The organism is Mesorhizobium sp. M1006 (assembly GCF_040318825.1).
In the GTDB taxonomy this organism is placed as follows: domain Bacteria; phylum Pseudomonadota; class Alphaproteobacteria; order Rhizobiales; family Rhizobiaceae; genus Mesorhizobium.
In genome coordinates this window covers 1-16478 of record NZ_JAMYMZ010000083.1, presented here as the reverse complement: position 1 = coordinate 16478, position 16478 = coordinate 1, and the positions used below count along the sequence as shown (strand labels likewise).

Below are 16478 nucleotides of genomic sequence, written 5' to 3'. Positions count from 1 at the left end.
TGTGGCGGAGGCAAGCTGGGTTTGGCCGACCCGAAAGGGGTCAGGGCGGCTCCGCCACATAATCTCGCCCGACGCATAAGAATGGTTATGTGGCGCGCCACATAACCGTTCAGCGGCGCCGTCTACGTCTTCCGGGCGACGCGCACCGACCGGATCAAGCTGATCTTTTGGGACGGCACCGGCGTTTGCCTCTATGCCAAGCGCCTGGAGGACGGCGAGTTCCGCTGGCCGAAAGTACAGGACGGCGTGATGCGGCTTACGGCCGCGCAACTGTCGGCAACCGCCAGCCGGATGGACGGTTTTACTGAAAAGCTGCTCGCCGAGACCGGGCTTTTCGCAATGGTGGTTAAGGCGGAGAGGGGACCGGCGGCCATCGAGTCGATTCTCAGACACAAAACGCCCTATCTTATCGCAGTGGGTGGCGCTGCGTACCTGATTTCAAAATCGATCAAGGCGGCACGGCTCGTTGCCTTTGAAGATCTGGGCATGGAAGCCATCTATGAATTCGAGGTGCAGGACATGCCGGTCATCATGGCTGTCGATATTGAGGGGAACTCAATTCACAATTCCGGGCCTCTTGAGTGGCGTAAGCGCATGGCGGCCGACAGCATCGCACGCAACATCGGCGTTTAGTCTTGGGCGATCCGGCCATCTCAGCGCCGGATTCTGGGCCGTAGCGGTAACATGAGCGGCATTTTGCACTACCCAGCGGCGAGCCCGATAAGAAAGGCCTTCAAGCCGAATGCGCCGGTGTAAACACTGCATCTGACTGTTCCGTCCACGCGATCGATGCTCGGATGCTGTCGAGTGTGCCAATCAGGTAAAGCAGCGGAGATTCAAAAGAATGCACTCGACAACCCACTCTGGCGCGTTGCGGGCCGGGGAGCGGATGTCGTCCACTACATTCGGTCACTTCAATTAATGACAGAATTGATTCGGATCAATTGCGCTGTCGACCACCGCTTGAGAGCAAGGTCATGAAGTCGAAATCTGATCCTGTGCGCCTAGAAAAAGGGCGCGCGAGGCGCCCTTCATTTCCGATCGGCTATCAGCAGCCGCCTTCAGCTTTCGTTGTTAGAAGCGGTAGGTCACACCTGCGCCTATCAACCAGGGATCGAGCTCCGCCTTTCCCGTCAGCTTCGCGCCGTCGACCGTGACGTCGAAGTCTGGCTTGAGGAAAAGCTTCTTCACGTCGAAGTTGACGCCCCAGTGCTGATCCACCATGTAGTCGAATCCCACCTGCAGCGCGGTGCCGAACGTATTCTTAACCTTGAGAGCATCGGCGCTGCCGGCGTCCTGGTTATAGAAGATCGTGTAGTTCACGCCGGCGCCTACATAGGGCTTGAACGCGCCGAAATCGGTAAAATGATACTGCAATGTGAGCGTGGGCGGCAGCAGCCAAACCTTGCCGATATTGCCCAGCGCGCCGATCGCTCCTTGGCCCTCGATGTTGGCATAGGTGGTGCCGAGTATGAGCTCGGCGGCGATGTTGTCCGTGAAGAAATAGGAGATATCGAGTTCCGGGATCACGGTGTTCGAGTAGGAAAGACCGGAGCCTGACACTGCATTGACGTAGCCCGAATCCTCGGTGATGACCCCCAACCCACGCAGGCGGAGTTGCCAAGGACTTGGTTCTTGCGTGACCGAGGCTCCTGCCTGCGGGACGCTCGCGGCTTGCGCAAGGTCCGCCGCGACGGCCTGCTGTCCCATCACGATGAGGACAACGGCCGCTGTTACTCCCCGTGCCGCGCGCATTTGGTTTCTCGCCATGATATTCTCTCCTTGCTCTTCAGAAAATGTGGACCGAACTACGAAAAATCTTGATTGGCGGAGCGCTCATGCGCAATTTGCGTGGGAACGCGCACACATTATTCGCGCCGTGCTCGCAACCATTGACCTGTACCCACTGATTGAAACGTTGCTCTTTGTCTGGGTCCCGCTGACCTATCGAACGCCATCGGCTTGCCAGCCGATCGCACTGCGAACGAAATTGGTGCCCAAGGCAATGAATGCGGCCCGCTCCCGATTGTTCTTGCCGTAGCCGTGCCCGCCCGCGCCGGGCTCATAGAAGTAAGCGGGATAGCCAAGAGCCTGCAGCTTTGCGGCCATCTTACGCGCGTGGCCCGGGTGGAGGCGGTCGTCCCGCTTCGTGGTGGCAAGCAGGATCGGCGGATAGGGCTGTCCCGGCGTCGCGACGGGATAAGCGGAGATTTCCTTTAGGAAAATCCATTCCTCCGGCTTGTCGGGATCGCCATATTCGTCAATCCAGCTCGCGCCCGCCAAAAGCTTGGTGTAGCGGCGCATGTCGACAAGCGGCATTTTGCAGAACAGCGCGCCGAAGCGCTCAGGATAGCGGGTAAGCATGTTGGCGATCAGAAGGCCGCCATTTGAGCCGCCCTCGGCGGCAATCCGCCTCGGCAGCGTAATGCCCCTTCGCACGAGGTCGGCGGCAACGGCGGCGAAATCGTCATGGGCGAGACGCTTGCCCTCCCTGCGCCCGGCGTCGTGCCAACGGGTGCCGAACTCTCCGCCGCCCCGGATGTTCGCCACCACGCACGTGCCGCCGCGTTCGAGCCACAGCTTGCCGAGCGAGGAGTTGTAGTGGGGCAGGAGCGATATGCCGTACCCGCCGTAGGCGGTGAGGTGAACCGGGGCATCCCCGTTCCCGTTCGCCGGACCGACCTGCGTGTAGGGGATCATCTCCCCACCGGTCGAGACTGCCTCGTGGCGCGTGACCACCAGCCCGGATGCGTCGAAATTCTCCGGGTTGCGCTTCAGGATTACTGGAGCGCCGAGAGGCGCCGCGGCATTGAGGTCTAATAGGAGAAGCTTCCGCGGCTTGATCGGGTTCTGAGCCGAAACGAGGACCTCTCCGTTGGTCTCGAGATGTTCCGCATCGAGCGACCGAAGGTGAACAGTCCCTTCGGCGGGCACGGTGTCCAGCACTCGGCGCGTCCATTCCTCGCGGTCGGGGGTGAACATGTCGAAACGCGGAACGAGGTAGACGAGGTAGGAGATAATGAGCTTCCCGTTATTCCAGAAGAATGACTGCAGGGAGCGCCTGTCGCCTGGTTCAAAGAGGGTGGCAAAACTGCGCTCGCCGGCGATGAAGCAGGAAAGCGAGATACCGTCAGCGCGTCCGCGGCATGGGTCGTCCCTCCCACTGTCCACGGCTTGCCCGGCTTTACCGCCAGCCAGTCGCCGAAGCCGCTCCACGAGGCGTCCCGAGGAAGGTCGATCCGCATCTTCGGCCCGCTCCTGTCGCCAATTCGGCCGATCTTCTCAAAGAAGGTCGCCTGCTCAATGAACCAAAGGCGCTCGCTCTCGGCGGTGCGGTCCAGATGGCAGGACACGCCGAGGGATTCGGGACCGGTCTCGAAGATTACCGGCGCGGTGAGCGGATCCGCGCCACGTTTCCACAGCCGCACGATGCGCGCGTAGCCGCAGCGGGTGGCCATGCCATCACCAAGCGCACTGGAAAGCAGAAGCGTGTCAGGATCGAGCCAATTTACCCCGCCCTTGGTCTCCGCGAGGTTGAAACCGTCGGCGACGAAGCTAACAGACTCCAGATCGAATTCGCGATGCACGACCGCCTCGCTGCCGCCGCGCGAGAAGCGTAGAACGGCTCTTTCCCGTCTCTCTGGCTCGATCGACGCGCCCCCCCAGACCCAGTCCTCTCCGTCGCTAGCGGCGAGGGCGTCCACATCGAGCAGGAGCTCCCACTGGGGATCCGCCTTCATGTAGGCGGCAAAGGTGGTTCGGCGCCACAGTTCGCGCGGGTTGCGGGCATCTTGCCAGAAATTGTAGAGGTAGTGACCGTGGCGGGTGATCAAGGGAATCTTGTCAGGACGGTCGAAGATCGCTGTCAGGGCCGCGCGGTCCCGCTCGAATTGCGTTCCACCGAAGTGCTCCAGTGTCCTGGCCGACTGGCTGGCGGTCCAGTCAAGTGCCCGTTCGCCTTCTATATCTTCAAGCCAAAGATAAGGATCATCGTCGGGAGCATTCAGCGTTGGGCGAAAATCGAATGCGGTCATGTCCGTGCAACCTGAAGAATGAAAGCGCAAAGGCTTCCGTCCGCTCGGGAAAGCTCATTGTTTGCGGCGGCGAGCGCATGCTCGGCGAGCGTGATCATAGGATGAGTTCTTCTCAGTTGGTGCGACGCGGCAGTGCGTTTGCGCATAGGACTGCATGTGTCGTGCCAACCAGGAAAATCGTTTCAGAACAATCCGTAACTCTGATGGCGCTGTGTCTCATGTCCGACATTGTCGAAGGTCCGACCATGACTGCTTCCGTAAGCGCATTCTCGATCTCGTGCGAGCTCGCAGGACGCTGCAAAACTCAAGCAGTGAAGGTCACAGCGAAAGCTGGTTGGGACGCGACATCTTCGCTCCAAGACGCTTCACGTACAGGGCTTCGATCGGCAGATACCCATGAGTTTGGCGTACGATCTGAGCGACAAAGACCGGCTGCGCGTATGATCTACACACCGCCCGCGGAAAAAATCGGGGGACCCGAGGAAAAGGGGTTGGGTTAAGCCGTGGACATCAGGCAGTTAAGATACTTTGTCGGCGTCGTCGAAGCCGGCAGTTTCACGAAGGCAGCTGCGACCCTCAACGTTGCTCAAAGCGCTCTAAGCCTGCATGTGCGTCAACTGGAGGAAGGATTCGGCACCCAACTGCTGGTTCGCGACAGGACCGGTATCAGCGTTACGGCGTCCGGAGACAAGCTGCTTGAGCACGCGCGGACCATCCTGAAAGAGATTCAGCTCACTGAGGCGGAACTTACCAATACGGTGGCTGCTCCTTCCGGAGAGGTGACCATTGGCATTCCGTCCGGAGCCGCTCGCGTCCTTAGCGGTCCCCTGCTTGAATTGGTAAGAAGCGAATTGCCGAGGATCTCGCTCAAGATGATCGAGGGCATGACGGGACCGCTGGAGGAGTGGATGGCTGCTGGCCGTTTCAATCTGGCCGTCCTGTACCGGACTGCCGAGAGCGTGGGGCCAATGACGGTACTGGCCCGCGAAGAGTTTTGCCTGGTGGTGCCGCCTGGTCAACCGCCTTTTGAAGATTCGATACCGCTGGCCGACCTGCACGCATTTCCGCTGGCGGTTCCCATGCGCAACAATAATGTCAGGCGTTCGGTGGCAGACGTCGTCGTGCAGCACGGTTGCATGCTGGACGTCAGGTTTGAAGTGGACTCCCTCTCGACGATCATCGATATGGTCATGGAGGGAAAGGCCTATTCTATTTTTGCCCCGTCGGCCGTTCAGAAGGAAGCCTCGCAGGGAGAGGTCCGGACGGTCAAGATCGTTGATCCGGTGATTACCCGGTCCGTCGTACTTGCGGTAAACCCGAAGGATGAGCGTTCTCCGGCTGTCTCTGCGGTCCGCAAGATCATCCCCAAGGTCGCCAAGACATTGATTGAGAGCCGGCGCTGGTCAGCCACGGCACCGGACGCGGCCTGACGCCCCTCAATCAACGGGCAAAATGCCACCGCTCTTTCTGCGGAGCGCAGCCGCAAAAGCCTAGTCATCGCGGCGCGCAAAGATGGTGGGAAATTCTCTTAGCAGCCGCCCGGATCCTGGCAGCGAAGGTTGGAGCGACAGCCAGGAACCTGTCGGCCGAACAGGAAAAAAACGATCGCCGAAGCGATAGCCGAGTAGGCGTGCTGAAGTGCGGCGATCGCGCCCGCCAGCCGATCACCGGGATGCGGTGGGCCAAGCCGCGACCTCTCCGGATTGTCAAAACCGGTCACGCGAACACAGTTTGCGTCACGCCTTCGCCGTCCATCTGTTGGAGGCCGGCGCCGACCTGCGCACCATCCAACTGTTGCTCGGTCACAGGAGCCTCGCGACCACCGCCCATTACCTGCGCATCGCCACCAACAAAGTCTGCGCCACCTCAAACCCTTCGAGCTTTTGCCGCGTCCGGCGCCCACCGCGCCGCCGCCTGCCAAGCCGCAATACTTTTGAGCGGCGCGGCAATGGCCCGCTCGGCCGGAAGTGGCGGATATCTACCGCTGCTACGGCGAAGCCTATCGCGCACAGCATGACGCCTGGCTGTCGATCATCCAAATGCGCTGGGCCACATATGTTCCCCCATGTTCCGGCACGATCCTGTTCTGATATACGATCATCGCCGCTGGTCCGGCTATGATCTTTTTGTCTGTCAGAATGGGTCAGTATGTCGGCGGGCACAGCACAGGGCTGCCTGACAGATCCCTGCAAAGACGGCGGTCCGGGGGCCGTGACTCCGGATCGTGTCGAGACAGGCAACGCTAACCGATGACTACACACGGCGGTAAATCGCTTTCATCCGCGACTGGCAGCCAGTCTATGATGGATATCTTCGCCTAGGCTGGAGGATGATGACGCGACGCAGAGCAGGGCCTGCGGAATAAGGCCCGTTGGAATCCTGGTATCCGCGATTATTAGGGTTTTCAGCGGATTCACGCAGAGATCACTCGCCCCGCAATCTGAGGCGCCAACCTGCCTGGTTCCACGGCTAAACTTAGGCCGGCGAGCACGACATCGCACCAGCCTTAGCACAATCTGTCAGGTCACTTGCTACGGAGCGTATCTCGTTTCCAGATTAAAACCATACGCAAACTGAATTTGACCCAGCCCGCTCGGCCGCTGGAGTATCCCTAGTCACAGAGGATCACGATCCGGGCGGCCCGGTCGCTCGGATCCAGGGAAAAATAGGACGAGATCAATTGATGGGCATTTCGTTAGGCCCCAGACGACGCAGCAAAAGATAATTCGCTCACTGACAACACTCGGAACATTTTGCCTTGCGGTGCAAAAACCGAACCAAATCGCTCAAAAGGGGACTGATAGATGACGATCTCTCGACGCAATCTCTTTAAGGTGGGTATCGCCGCTGGAGCGGCTTTGTCGATCCCTTCCGTCCTGCGGGCGCAGACATCACCGACCCCCGATCGGACGGTCCGCGTGGTGATAGAAAACCTCAGTGTGTTCGATCCGGTCGCTTCAACGTCTGGCGGCACCGCCACCCATGCCTGCTTGATATACGATACGCTGTTCGGGGTTGACTCCAGGTTTGTGCCGCATCCGCAGATGGTGGGCAAGTGGGAGGTTTCCAACGACAAGAAGACCTATACGTTCGAGCTCCGCGATGGTTTGGGGTGGCACGACGGTACCCCCGTCACCGCGGCGGACTGTGTGGCCTCGATCCGCCGCTGGGGCCAAGTGGCTCCCGGCGGGCAGTTGCTCATGGCGCGAGCCAAGGATATTTCGAAAATAGGTGACAAGGCCTTCACAATCGCGCTCAATGAGCCGTTGGGGGCTGTGATCGACATCCTGGCTTTCCAAGGGCCGTTCATCATGCGCGAGAAGGACGCGAGTCTTTCTCCAACGCAGCAGGTGACTGCGAATATCGGATCGGGGCCGTTCAAGTTCAATCACGCTCTTGCCAAGCCCGGCGCGAGCTTCACCTACGATCGCAATGAACAATACGTCCCGCGTAACGAGGCGCCCGACGGATTGGCCGGCGGTAAGATCGTCAAGGTCGATCGCGTCATCTGGGAAAATATTGGCGATCAGCAGACTGCCTTCGCGGCCCTGCAAGCGGGTGAGATTGATTTCATTCAAATCCCGCCGACCGATCTTTTGCCAGTCATCCAGGGCGATCCCGACCTTGAACTCCAAGTTCTGAACACGACCGGCGCTGACATGTTCGCGCGCATGAACTGTCTGCAAAAGCCCTTCGATAACGTGAAGGCACGCCAAGCGATGCTTCACCTGATCGACCAGGAGGCTGTGTTGCGCGCCGCGTATGGCGACCCAAAATACTTCCGCACCGTCACTTCGATGTTTGGAAACGAAACGCCGGTGTCTAATGACGAAAATACGGGATGGTTCAAAAAGGGCGGCGACCCGGAGAAAGCCAAGCAACTCTTCAAGGAGGCCGGATATGCCGGCGAGAAAGTCGTCATCCTGCAGTCCACGGACTGGGCGGAGGCAAGCAATGCCTCTCAGGTTGTAGCAGCCGCATTGCGGAAGATTGGGGTGAATGCCGAGCTTGCGCCGAGCGACTGGGCGGGGCTTGTCGCCCGCCGGGCGAAGAAGGACCCTGTTGAGAACGGCGGCTGGAGCATCTTCATAACGACCCAAGATGAAGCGACCACTGGCACTGTTATCTCCGATTCCACTCTGCCCATGATGGGCGAAAAAGGCTGGTACGGCTGGCCCCAGAACGACGAATATGAAGCTCTTCGGACTAAATGGGCAGACGTGGGAGGGCTCGAGGAGCGCAAGGCGCTGGCCCGCAAGATGCAGCGAATATGGTGGGACTATGTGCCCCAGGTTCCATTGGGTCAACATGTCGTACCGATCGCGCGCCGCAAGACTCTCACAGGTCTTATTATCGGCACGGGGCAGATCGTTCCGATGTGGAACATGCAGAAGGTCTCGGCCTAATGGCTGCGTACGTCCTTCGCAGATTGGTCTCGACTATCGCCGTTATGGCGATGGTCGGAGTGTTCATCTTTCTGCTCCTCAGGCTCGCACCGGGCGACCCGGCGGCGATGATCGCCGGCAAGTCAGCCACGGTGGAGCTGATCGCCGGCATCCGTGAACAGCTGGGCCTGAACGATTCTGTACCGGTTCAGTTCATGCATTGGGTGCGGGACATGATCGGCGGCGATTTCGGCATCTCGATCTTTTCCGGACGACCGGTCCTCGATCTCATCTCGCAGCGGCTTGAACCGACCCTTTCGCTGTCAATCCTGACGATGATTCTTGCAGTGACGGTCGGGGTCTCGTTCGGCATCCTTGCCGCGTGGCGAACCGGCGGGTTCGTCGACCGGCTGCTCACGGCTTTTTCGGCACTCGGGTATTCCGTCCCGGTCTTTGTTATCCGCTATTTCCTCATCTATTTTTTTGCTATCAGGACACTCTGGCTGCCGGTTCAGGGCTATGTGTCGATCAATAATGGCCTCGGGCCTTGGTTTGTGCACCTGATCCTTCCCACTGTGGCTCTAAGTCTTGCCTATATTGCGTTCATCGCCCGGGTTACACGGGCGAGCATGCTCGAGGTCTTGTCGGAAGACTATATGCGAACGGCCGCCGCCAAGGGCGCTTCGTTCTATGCCATGCTTTTCCACCATGCGTTGAAAAACGCCGGCGTCCCGATCCTCACCGTCATCGGCACCAGCTTCGCCTATCTGATCAGCGGGGTCGTTCTAACGGAACTTCAACATACCCGGCATCGGCCGCCTGGTCGTAGATGCTATCAACAACCGTGACTATCCCATTATTCAGAGCGTGCTCATCCTGACTTCGGGTCTGTACGTCCTTATCAATCTCACGGTCGATCTTGCCTATACCCTGATCGACCCACGCATCCGGTATTGATATGATGATTCCCTCCGCAACACTCGAAACCCGCGCCGTCGGCTCCGGTAGGACTTTCCAGTCTTGCGCGTCTGGCAAGGCGGGATCCACTGGTCCTGGTCGGCAGCGGTCTTCTGATACTGCTGATGATTCTGGCACTTGCCGCCCCGTTTTTGCGCCGGAGATCCAGTAAACATGGATCCTTTTCAGCGTCTTCAGCCACCTTCCGCCGCAATGTGGTTTGGAAGCGATAATCTCGGGCGTGACGTGTTTGCCCGAACGATCTTCGGTGCTCAGATCTCCCTTATGGTGGGATTGCTGTCGGCCACGTGCGCGGCTCTACTGGGGCTCCTCATCGGCATCCTCGCGGGCTACAACCGCACATTTGACAACATTATGATGCGGGTCATGGACGGCCTAATGTCGATCCCGACGATTCTTTTGGCGATTGCGCTTATTTCTTTGACTGGTCCCGGGATTGGCGTCCTTATTGTAGCCATTGCGATTCCCGAAACGCCGGCGGTCGCACGATTGGTTCGATCGGTGGTGCTCAGCGTTCGGGAGCGTCCCTATGTGGAGGCCGCGCTCTGCGGTGGTGCGCGCCTGCCAAAGGTTCTGTGGCGGCATATACTTCCGAGTACCCTACCTGCGCTGATGGTCCAGAGCGCCACTGTTTGCGCGAGTGCGATTCTGACCGAAGCTGGGCTGAGTTTCCTGGGCGTGGGCGTGCCTTCAGAAATCCCCAGCTGGGGCAACATGATCTCAAGCTCTCGGCTATTTCTTTCTATCGCGCCAATGACAGTCTTTGCCCCTGGCGTCTGTCTTGCCGTCACGGTTCTTGCGGTCAACCTGCTCGGGGATGGCTTGCGGGATATGTTCGATCCGCGCGCAAAGCGTAGGCGCTGACATGCAAATGCAAAATGCGATAAACCATGGCGTACTTCTCGACGTTCGAAACCTTGAAACCCATTTTTACGGCGAAGAGACCGTCACCCGCGCCCTCGGGGGCATCAGCTTCCAAGTGATGAAAGGCGAAACGCTCGGTGTCGTCGGCGAATCAGGGTGCGGGAAGAGCGTCACTGCCCTCTCCATCCTTCGGCTGCTGCCGAAGCTGACCGCCAGAACTGTAGGTGGCGAGGTCCGCTTTCAAGGACAAGACCTTTTGAACTTGTCCGAGCAGGAGATGCGAAAGATCCGCGGTGGCAAGATCGCCATGATCTTCCAGGATCCGATGACCAGCCTCAACCCTGTTTATACGGTCGGCAAGCAGATCGCCGAAGCGGTGCGGATTCACACGAGGGTCTCCCGTTCGAGTGCGATGTCAAAGGCTGAAGAAATGCTCCGCTTGGTCCGGATCGCGGACCCCGAGCGTCGCGTCAACAACTATCCGCATGAGATGTCCGGCGGCATGCGGCAACGCGTGATGATTGCGATGGCTCTGGCCTGCTCGCCTGAACTATTAATCGCCGACGAGCCGACGACCGCACTCGACACCACCATCCAAGCGCAGATCCTGCGTCTGATCGTCGATCTGAAAGAGCGCACGGGGACTGCAGTGATGTTCATCACACTTCGTGGCCGAGACATGCCAGCGCATGATCGTCATGTATGCGGGTCAGATCGTCGAGCAAGCGGCTGTGACGGATCTGTTCGCATGCTCTCATGGGCTCCGTACCTGACCGGCGACTGGGGCGACGGCGTCGTCTGCCAGAAATTCCTGGCATTGTGCCGAGCCTGCGCGAGCCGACCGTTGGGTGCAGCTTCGCGCCCCGGTGCCCGTTTGCGATCGACATTTGCCATGAGAATACGCCCGTTCTTAGGGACGTCAGGCCAGGTCACGCCGCCGCTTGCTGGCGCTCAAAAGAGCTAGTAGGCGCATGAGCCGTCCTTTGCTGAAAGTCGAAAACCTGACCAAACACTATCCGCTCAGCGCGGGAATCTTGAAGAAGAGCATTCCGGTGGTACGGGCAGCGGAGGATGTGTCCTTTTCTGTCGAGGCAGGAGAGACGCTTTGCATCGTCGGCGAATCCGGCTGCGGCAAGTCCACCGTTGCACGGCTCTTGATGCGGCTTGTGGATCCGACTGCCGGCCGCGTGTCGATCGACGGCATCGATATTGCTAGCCTCAAGAAGCACGAGCTTCGCGCGTATCGCCGTCGGTTGCAGATGGTGTTTCAAGATCCTTATTCGTCGCTAAACCCGCGTCTCACCGCCGGACAGATCATCACCGAGCCTGTCGAAAATTATGAGCGCCTCAGACGCAAGCAACGCCAGTCCCTTGCCACGGACCTTCTCCAGAAGGTGGGAATGTCGCCCGAGATGATGCACAGGCTCCCGTCCGAGTTATCGGGCGGCCAGCGCCAGCGGCTCGGCATTGCCCGGGCACTGGCCCTCAAGCCCTCGCTCATTATCGCCGACGAGGCCGTGTCGGCGCTTGACGTCTCCGTGCAGGCACAGATCCTCAACCTGCTCATGGATCTGCAACAACAGATGGGTATCGCCTTCGTCTTCATTTCGCATGATCTCGGCGTGGTGGAGCATATCGGGCACCGCGTCGCGGTCATGTATCCTCGGGCGGATCGTGGAACTTGCCCCATGCGAGGCCCTCTTTGCCAAGCCCGTCCACCCCTAAACGGAGGCGCTGATCGCAGCGGCACCTGTGCCGGATCCCGCGCGGGTTCGGCTAGGGGCGCCCATCGATGGCGAGGTGCCAAGCCCGATCAACCCACCGAGCGGCTGCGCCTTCCATCCGCGCTGCCGCCTCGCGGTTGAGCGTTGTCGCATGGAGGTCCCACCTTTAGAAGCGATGGCAGATGGGCGCGTTGTGGCCTGTCATGTCCGCGCTCCGGCCACAGGCATCTCCTCCCACGTCGCAATATCGGGCGATCATTCTTTTCTTCATATCGAAGAATAGCAGAGCTGAAGGGCGTCGCTGCATTGCTAACAGGTACAACAAACCGAACGCCGTTGGAATCGAACCGAGATATGGAGAGCCCGCCAGCTCCGCCATCCTCGGAACCCCTGTTAAAGGGCCAAGATGGCCATTTAGCCTTGCAGGTTAATTTCCAAAGTAGTGCTAGGCTGAAGCGACATTCATTGATGATGAAGCTTAGGAAGTGGTGCTGCGGGCCACCGGCTAGTGTTCAATTCCGATCTGTCGAGCTAATCTCTTCCCAAGTCGCGGCCGCGGACCTTTCCATTCGACTCTCTAGAGAGAGTCCGTCCGCGGCCAACCCGCCTACGGCGTGCGTCTTTCATAACTGCTGCCCACGCAAGCTTGGCCCAATTTGTGAGACCCTGGAGCCGCCGCAGAACGAAGTACAACCGGGCCATGTCATCCGTACGGATCAGACTACGGACATCGGCCAGAACGATGCGGAACATGGTGATGGCCGCAGAGCCTTCTGCCACGGGCCATAGCCGTGGAGGCACGCGCGGTCCCGTAGATGTCGTAGAGCAACCTGGTCTTGGAAACCTTGTGGCCGATCACAGGCCATGCCTCCTGCACGAAGCTGTCCCGGTCCGGAGCCATGATGCTGGAGGGTGTGGGAAGCGTGCAAGCAGCGCCAGGAACCAGTCGGAGCGGCTGTTGGCCAGCAAAGTGCTCGATCTCAGGAAAGTACACGGCAGGTAATGGGTCAGGATCCGGTGCCAGGTCTCGGTCTTGGCTTTCGAGATGCCGCATGCGACCTTCTCACGGCTGTTGCGGCTGCTTGATCCGGAGGCGTTCGGACGTGCGTTTGCTGCCTTTGCCGCGGGCTTCGCGCGTGAACGTTTCGCATCTGGCCGTGCATCTGTGCGGGTCGGCGCAGCATGCCTCGAAGTATCGGCGGCTACAGGGTTCTTTCAGTTCGTGCGGCTCGACCAAGCCGTGGCATGAGCATGCTCAACTTGGAGCGGCCCAAATATCTGGCGCTCGATCGCACCAACTGGAAGCTCGGATCGCGCGACATCAACATCCTGGTGCTGGCCATCGTCACAAGGCGCTTTCGGGTACCGCTGCTGTTCACTCTGCTGCCGCATCAAGGCGACTCCGACACGGGCCATCGCATCGCGCTGATGCGCCGGAATCTCAGCCTGTTTCCCGCCGCCTCCATCCGCGGCTGCTCGCCGATCGCGAGTTCATCGGCGCCGAATGGTTTCCTCAACGAAAACAATCCCCTTCGCCATCCGCATGAAGGTCGACATGACCCTCACCCTCAACGACGGTCACGCGTGGTCGCTCGCCGCGCTCTTGCGGCGCAGGCGAGCTCGATGCGCAACCATCGTCGGGCACGTCAACGGCACGACAGGCACCACGCGCGAACCTCTTCATCTTGCCGCCAAACGCGCCTTGGCAACGGCGAATGGCTGATCGTGGCCACCAATCGCCCCGACCCCAAGCAAGTGCTCAACGACTACCGAAAGAGAATGCTTGTTCGGTGACGCCAAGACACGAGGCCTCAATCTCGAGGACACCCACATCACCAATCCCGAGAAGCTCGCAAGCCTCATCGTCATCGTCATGCTCGCAATCACATGGCCTACCGATGCGCCACCCGGACCATGGGCATGAAGGGCATATACCCCGCAAAAGCCATGGCCGCAGCCAAAAATCATGGTCCCGCATCGGCCTCGACGCGCTCCGGGACTGGATCATCAACAGCCCAAAAGCAGCAGCCCAGGCATGGCTCGCAAACGCAGCCAGAAGACTAATCAGGTCGTCAAAACGGCCATGAATCGTGTACCGTGCAGGCCGAGGTACGGCCAGGCACTGGAAGATCGTCGAAACCGCGCCGGATCGTCAATGGTCGCGACGAAGCCCAGCGCCGTTATCGCCCCGACCCCAGACATTGAGATGAGGTGCCGGACGGCAAGATTGAACCGCGCTAGCGAGCGGACCTTTGCATCGAAAAGTCCGATTTGCTTAAGTATCCCGGCGCGCGCGGATCGTCGGCGAGGCATCCAATTCGACCTCTTCGGCACGCTTAGCGAAGGTGCAGACGATGGGGTAAACCACGCGCTTTCATCCGTGGCAGCCAGTCCATGACGGAAATCTTCGCCAAGGCTGGAGAGGATGACGCGACGCCGATACAGGGCCTGCGGGGTAAGGCCCGTTGGAATGCTGTATCCGCGAATTATCCAAGGGTTTTCATCGGATTCACGCAGACATCACTCGCCTCACAATCTGAGGCGCAACTTGCCTGGTTCCAAGGCTAAATTTAGGCCGGCGAGCACGACATCGCACCGGGCTTAGCACAATTTGTCAGGTCACCTTCTACGGCCCCATCTCGTTTCCATATTACAACCATACGCAAACTGAATTTGACCCAGCCCGCTGGGCCGTTGGAGTATCGCTAGGCACAGAGATCATGCCGAGCGGCTGGTCGCTCGGGTTCAGGGAAAAATAGGAGGAGATCACGTGATGGGCATTTGTAGTCGGCCAAATCAATGAACTGTTTCCGCTGCCTTCGAGCCGATAAACCTCCTGGGAGAAGCTAACAAATGCCCGCCAAATCGCTTGCCCTCGATTTCGACGAGAAGAAGGCCGACGCTCGTCTTGCCTAAGTAGACTATCGCCTGCAGACCGGCTGACCGCCGCCCCATCCACTTGAACCAAAAAGCTCCCTGATGAACGAACCCGATCTCATCCCCGTCTTCGACGGCCATAGCGACACGCTGCTCAAGCTTTATCGCTCGAAAGACGCGGATGTGGAAAAGCTGTTCATCGAGGGGTTGCCGGGAGGCCACATCGACCTGCCGCGGGCGAAGAGGGGCGGCTTTGCCGGCGGCATGTTTGCTGTCTGGCCGACGCCGGTTGAGAAAGTCAGGCGCAGCGCCGAGCCGCCGCGGCCTAGCGACAACGAACCGTTGGCGCCCGAGCTTCCCCGCGCCGAGGCGATCACCTCGACCATCGGCATGGCCTCTATCCTGTTCAGGCTGGAACGCGCGGGCGCGCTGACCGTCTGCCGCAGCGCCGGCGATGTGCGCGAGGCAATGGCGAAGGGCTCAATCGCGGCGGTCTTCCACATCGAGGGCGTAGAGGCGATTGATCCCGAACTTGCCATGCTCGATGTGCTACATGCCGCCGGCTTGCGCTCGCTCGGCATCGTCTGGAGCCGCCCGAATGCCTTCGGCAACGGAGTGCCGTTCCGCTTTCCTTCGTCGCCGGATACCGGGCCTGGCCTCACCGACGCCGGTAAGGCGTTGGTCAAGGCCTGCAACCAGCTCAGGATCATGATCGACCTCTCGCATCTCAACGAGAAGGGCTTTCGCGATGTGGCAGCCCTCAGCGATGCGCCGCTGGTCGCCACCCACTCCAACGTCCATGCAATCTGTGGTCATTCCCGCAACCTCACCGATTGGCAACTCGGTGCGATTCGCGAAACGGGCGGCATGGTCGGGTTGAACTTCGCTACGGGCTTTCTGCGCGAAGACGGCAATTTGAACGCCGATGCCGATCTCGACATTATGGCCCGCCATATCGATTCCCTGCTCCAAGCATTGGGCGAGGACGGTGTCGGGCTGGGCTCGGACTTCGACGGCGCCATGATCCCCTCCGCCATCGGCGATGTTGCCGGCCTGCCGAAGCTGATTGATGCGCTCGTCGCGCGTGGCTTCGGCCACGAGCTGACCGACAAGATCGCCTATCGCAACTGGATAGGCATGCTGGAAAAGACTATTGGATAATGCATGTCGTCCGGCCTGTTGGCTAGCGACCGGCAGCAGATCGATCGAGCAGGGTTTTTGATTATCTCGAGATATTCCTCGGCAAGACTGGCGGCTCCGGAGCCCAAGCCGCAGTTGATCGCGGAGTTCGAGAACATCAAGGCTGGCCCCCACCGCGACGGCCCGATAGAAGTCGAGACAGTGCCGGACGGCATGGTCGCCGAGGAGGCTGACGATGATATCCGAGGCGCTCCTCCTCGCCGCGTGGCGAACTGACGCCTGACGATGAGCAGGATCGATCCGATATTGGCGGCGCCCTTCGAGAGCACCGGATGGCCGTCGACCAGCCTGCATTCGTCCAGGATGCGGATGTAGTCGGCAAGCTGGTGAACCTAGTGGATTGATTCCAACGCTTGGTGCCCGCGTTTGACTGCTGCAATGATCTCATCGGGATCTGCTTTCCAGACGAATGGCCG

At 59.7% G+C, this 16478-nt stretch carries 9 protein-coding genes and 8 pseudogenes; 14 read left to right on the top strand and 3 right to left on the bottom strand.

Features of this window, described 5'->3' with window-relative positions; translation table 11 throughout:
- Positions 1-117 precede the first annotated feature (117 nt).
- A pseudogene (gene tnpB / locus NKH60_RS33480) lies at positions 118-273 on the top strand (IS66 family insertion sequence element accessory protein TnpB); the annotation flags it as partial.
- A gap of 6 nt (positions 274-279) precedes the next feature.
- Positions 280-633: pseudogene (locus NKH60_RS33475) on the top strand (fumarate hydratase C-terminal domain-containing protein); the annotation flags it as partial.
- A gap of 441 nt (positions 634-1074) precedes the next feature.
- On the opposite strand, the gene NKH60_RS33470 reads toward NKH60_RS33475, so the two are convergent.
- Both NKH60_RS33470 and NKH60_RS33465 read right to left on the bottom strand, forming a co-directional pair.
- A complete protein-coding gene (locus NKH60_RS33470; RefSeq protein ID WP_352874917.1) occupies positions 1075-1770 on the bottom strand; it encodes an OmpW/AlkL family protein in 696 nt (231 codons plus the stop codon).
- A gap of 174 nt (positions 1771-1944) precedes the next feature.
- Positions 1945-4034 (bottom strand): annotated as a pseudogene (locus NKH60_RS33465) (prolyl oligopeptidase family serine peptidase).
- A 503-nt stretch (positions 4035-4537) separates the two neighbouring features.
- Between NKH60_RS33465 and NKH60_RS33460 the strand changes: the two are divergent.
- The 10 genes and pseudogenes from NKH60_RS33460 (at position 4538) to NKH60_RS33415 (ending at position 13909) form a co-directional block, all read left to right on the top strand.
- Positions 4538-5464 (top strand): LysR family transcriptional regulator, encoded by a 927-nt coding sequence (locus tag NKH60_RS33460; protein WP_352874916.1) that lies wholly within the window; start codon positions 4538-4540, stop codon positions 5462-5464.
- A 208-nt stretch (positions 5465-5672) separates the two neighbouring features.
- Positions 5673-5822 (top strand): annotated as a pseudogene (locus tag NKH60_RS35265) (recombinase XerD); the annotation flags it as partial.
- A 1016-nt stretch (positions 5823-6838) separates the two neighbouring features.
- Positions 6839-8440, top strand: coding sequence for an ABC transporter substrate-binding protein (locus NKH60_RS33450; protein WP_352874915.1), 1602 nt, complete (start codon positions 6839-6841; stop codon positions 8438-8440).
- Positions 8440-9376 (top strand): annotated as a pseudogene (locus NKH60_RS33445) (ABC transporter permease). The gene NKH60_RS33450 and the pseudogene NKH60_RS33445 overlap by 1 nt, the downstream one beginning before the upstream one ends.
- 125 nt (positions 9377-9501) lie before the next feature.
- Positions 9502-10261: pseudogene (locus tag NKH60_RS33440) on the top strand (ABC transporter permease).
- A gap of 1 nt (position 10262) precedes the next feature.
- Positions 10263-11236 (top strand): annotated as a pseudogene (locus tag NKH60_RS33435) (ABC transporter ATP-binding protein).
- A pseudogene (locus tag NKH60_RS33430) lies at positions 11233-12268 on the top strand (ABC transporter ATP-binding protein). Before NKH60_RS33435 ends, NKH60_RS33430 begins: the two co-directional pseudogenes overlap by 4 nt.
- Before the next feature lie 750 nt (positions 12269-13018).
- Positions 13019-13234 carry a hypothetical protein gene (locus NKH60_RS33425; protein ID WP_352874913.1) on the top strand — a complete coding sequence of 72 codons (216 nt, stop codon included), beginning with the start codon at positions 13019-13021 and terminating at the stop codon, positions 13232-13234.
- Positions 13231-13779 (top strand): hypothetical protein, encoded by a 549-nt coding sequence (locus tag NKH60_RS33420; RefSeq protein ID WP_352874912.1) that lies wholly within the window; start codon positions 13231-13233, stop codon positions 13777-13779. Before NKH60_RS33425 ends, NKH60_RS33420 begins: the two co-directional genes overlap by 4 nt.
- On the top strand, positions 13769-13909 hold the full coding sequence (locus NKH60_RS33415) for a hypothetical protein (RefSeq protein ID WP_352874911.1): 141 nt from the start codon (positions 13769-13771) through the stop codon (positions 13907-13909). The genes NKH60_RS33420 and NKH60_RS33415 overlap by 11 nt, the downstream gene beginning before the upstream one ends.
- A 140-nt stretch (positions 13910-14049) precedes the next feature.
- Here the strand turns inward: NKH60_RS33415 and NKH60_RS35260 are convergent, their stop codons facing one another.
- A complete protein-coding gene (locus NKH60_RS35260) occupies positions 14050-14298 on the bottom strand; it encodes a transposase (RefSeq protein WP_502907808.1) in 249 nt (82 codons plus the stop codon).
- A gap of 666 nt (positions 14299-14964) precedes the next feature.
- Between NKH60_RS35260 and NKH60_RS33405 the strand changes: the two genes are divergently transcribed.
- Complete coding sequence (locus NKH60_RS33405) at positions 14965-16023, top strand: dipeptidase (protein ID WP_352874910.1); 1059 nt, start codon at positions 14965-14967, stop codon at positions 16021-16023.
- Positions 16024-16026: 3 nt separating this feature from the next.
- Positions 16027-16278 (top strand): hypothetical protein, encoded by a 252-nt coding sequence (locus NKH60_RS33400; RefSeq protein ID WP_352874909.1) that lies wholly within the window; start codon positions 16027-16029, stop codon positions 16276-16278.
- Positions 16279-16478 lie beyond the last annotated feature (200 nt).

What these genes read in the sequence shown, in the direction of transcription:
- NKH60_RS33400 (WP_352874909.1), top strand. Translation starts at nt 16,027, where the DNA reads ATGTCGTCCGGCCTGTTGGCTAGCGACCGGCAGCAGATCGATCGAGCA.
- NKH60_RS33470 (WP_352874917.1), bottom strand. Translation starts at nt 1,770, where the DNA reads ATGGCGAGAAACCAAATGCGCGCGGCACGGGGAGTAACAGCGGCCGTT.
- NKH60_RS33420 (WP_352874912.1), top strand. Translation starts at nt 13,231, where the DNA reads ATGAGCATGCTCAACTTGGAGCGGCCCAAATATCTGGCGCTCGATCGC.
- NKH60_RS35260 (WP_502907808.1), bottom strand. Translation starts at nt 14,298, where the DNA reads ATGCCTCGCCGACGATCCGCGCGCGCCGGGATACTTAAGCAAATCGGA.
- NKH60_RS33405 (WP_352874910.1), top strand. Translation starts at nt 14,965, where the DNA reads ATGAACGAACCCGATCTCATCCCCGTCTTCGACGGCCATAGCGACACG.
- NKH60_RS33450 (WP_352874915.1), top strand. Translation starts at nt 6,839, where the DNA reads ATGACGATCTCTCGACGCAATCTCTTTAAGGTGGGTATCGCCGCTGGA.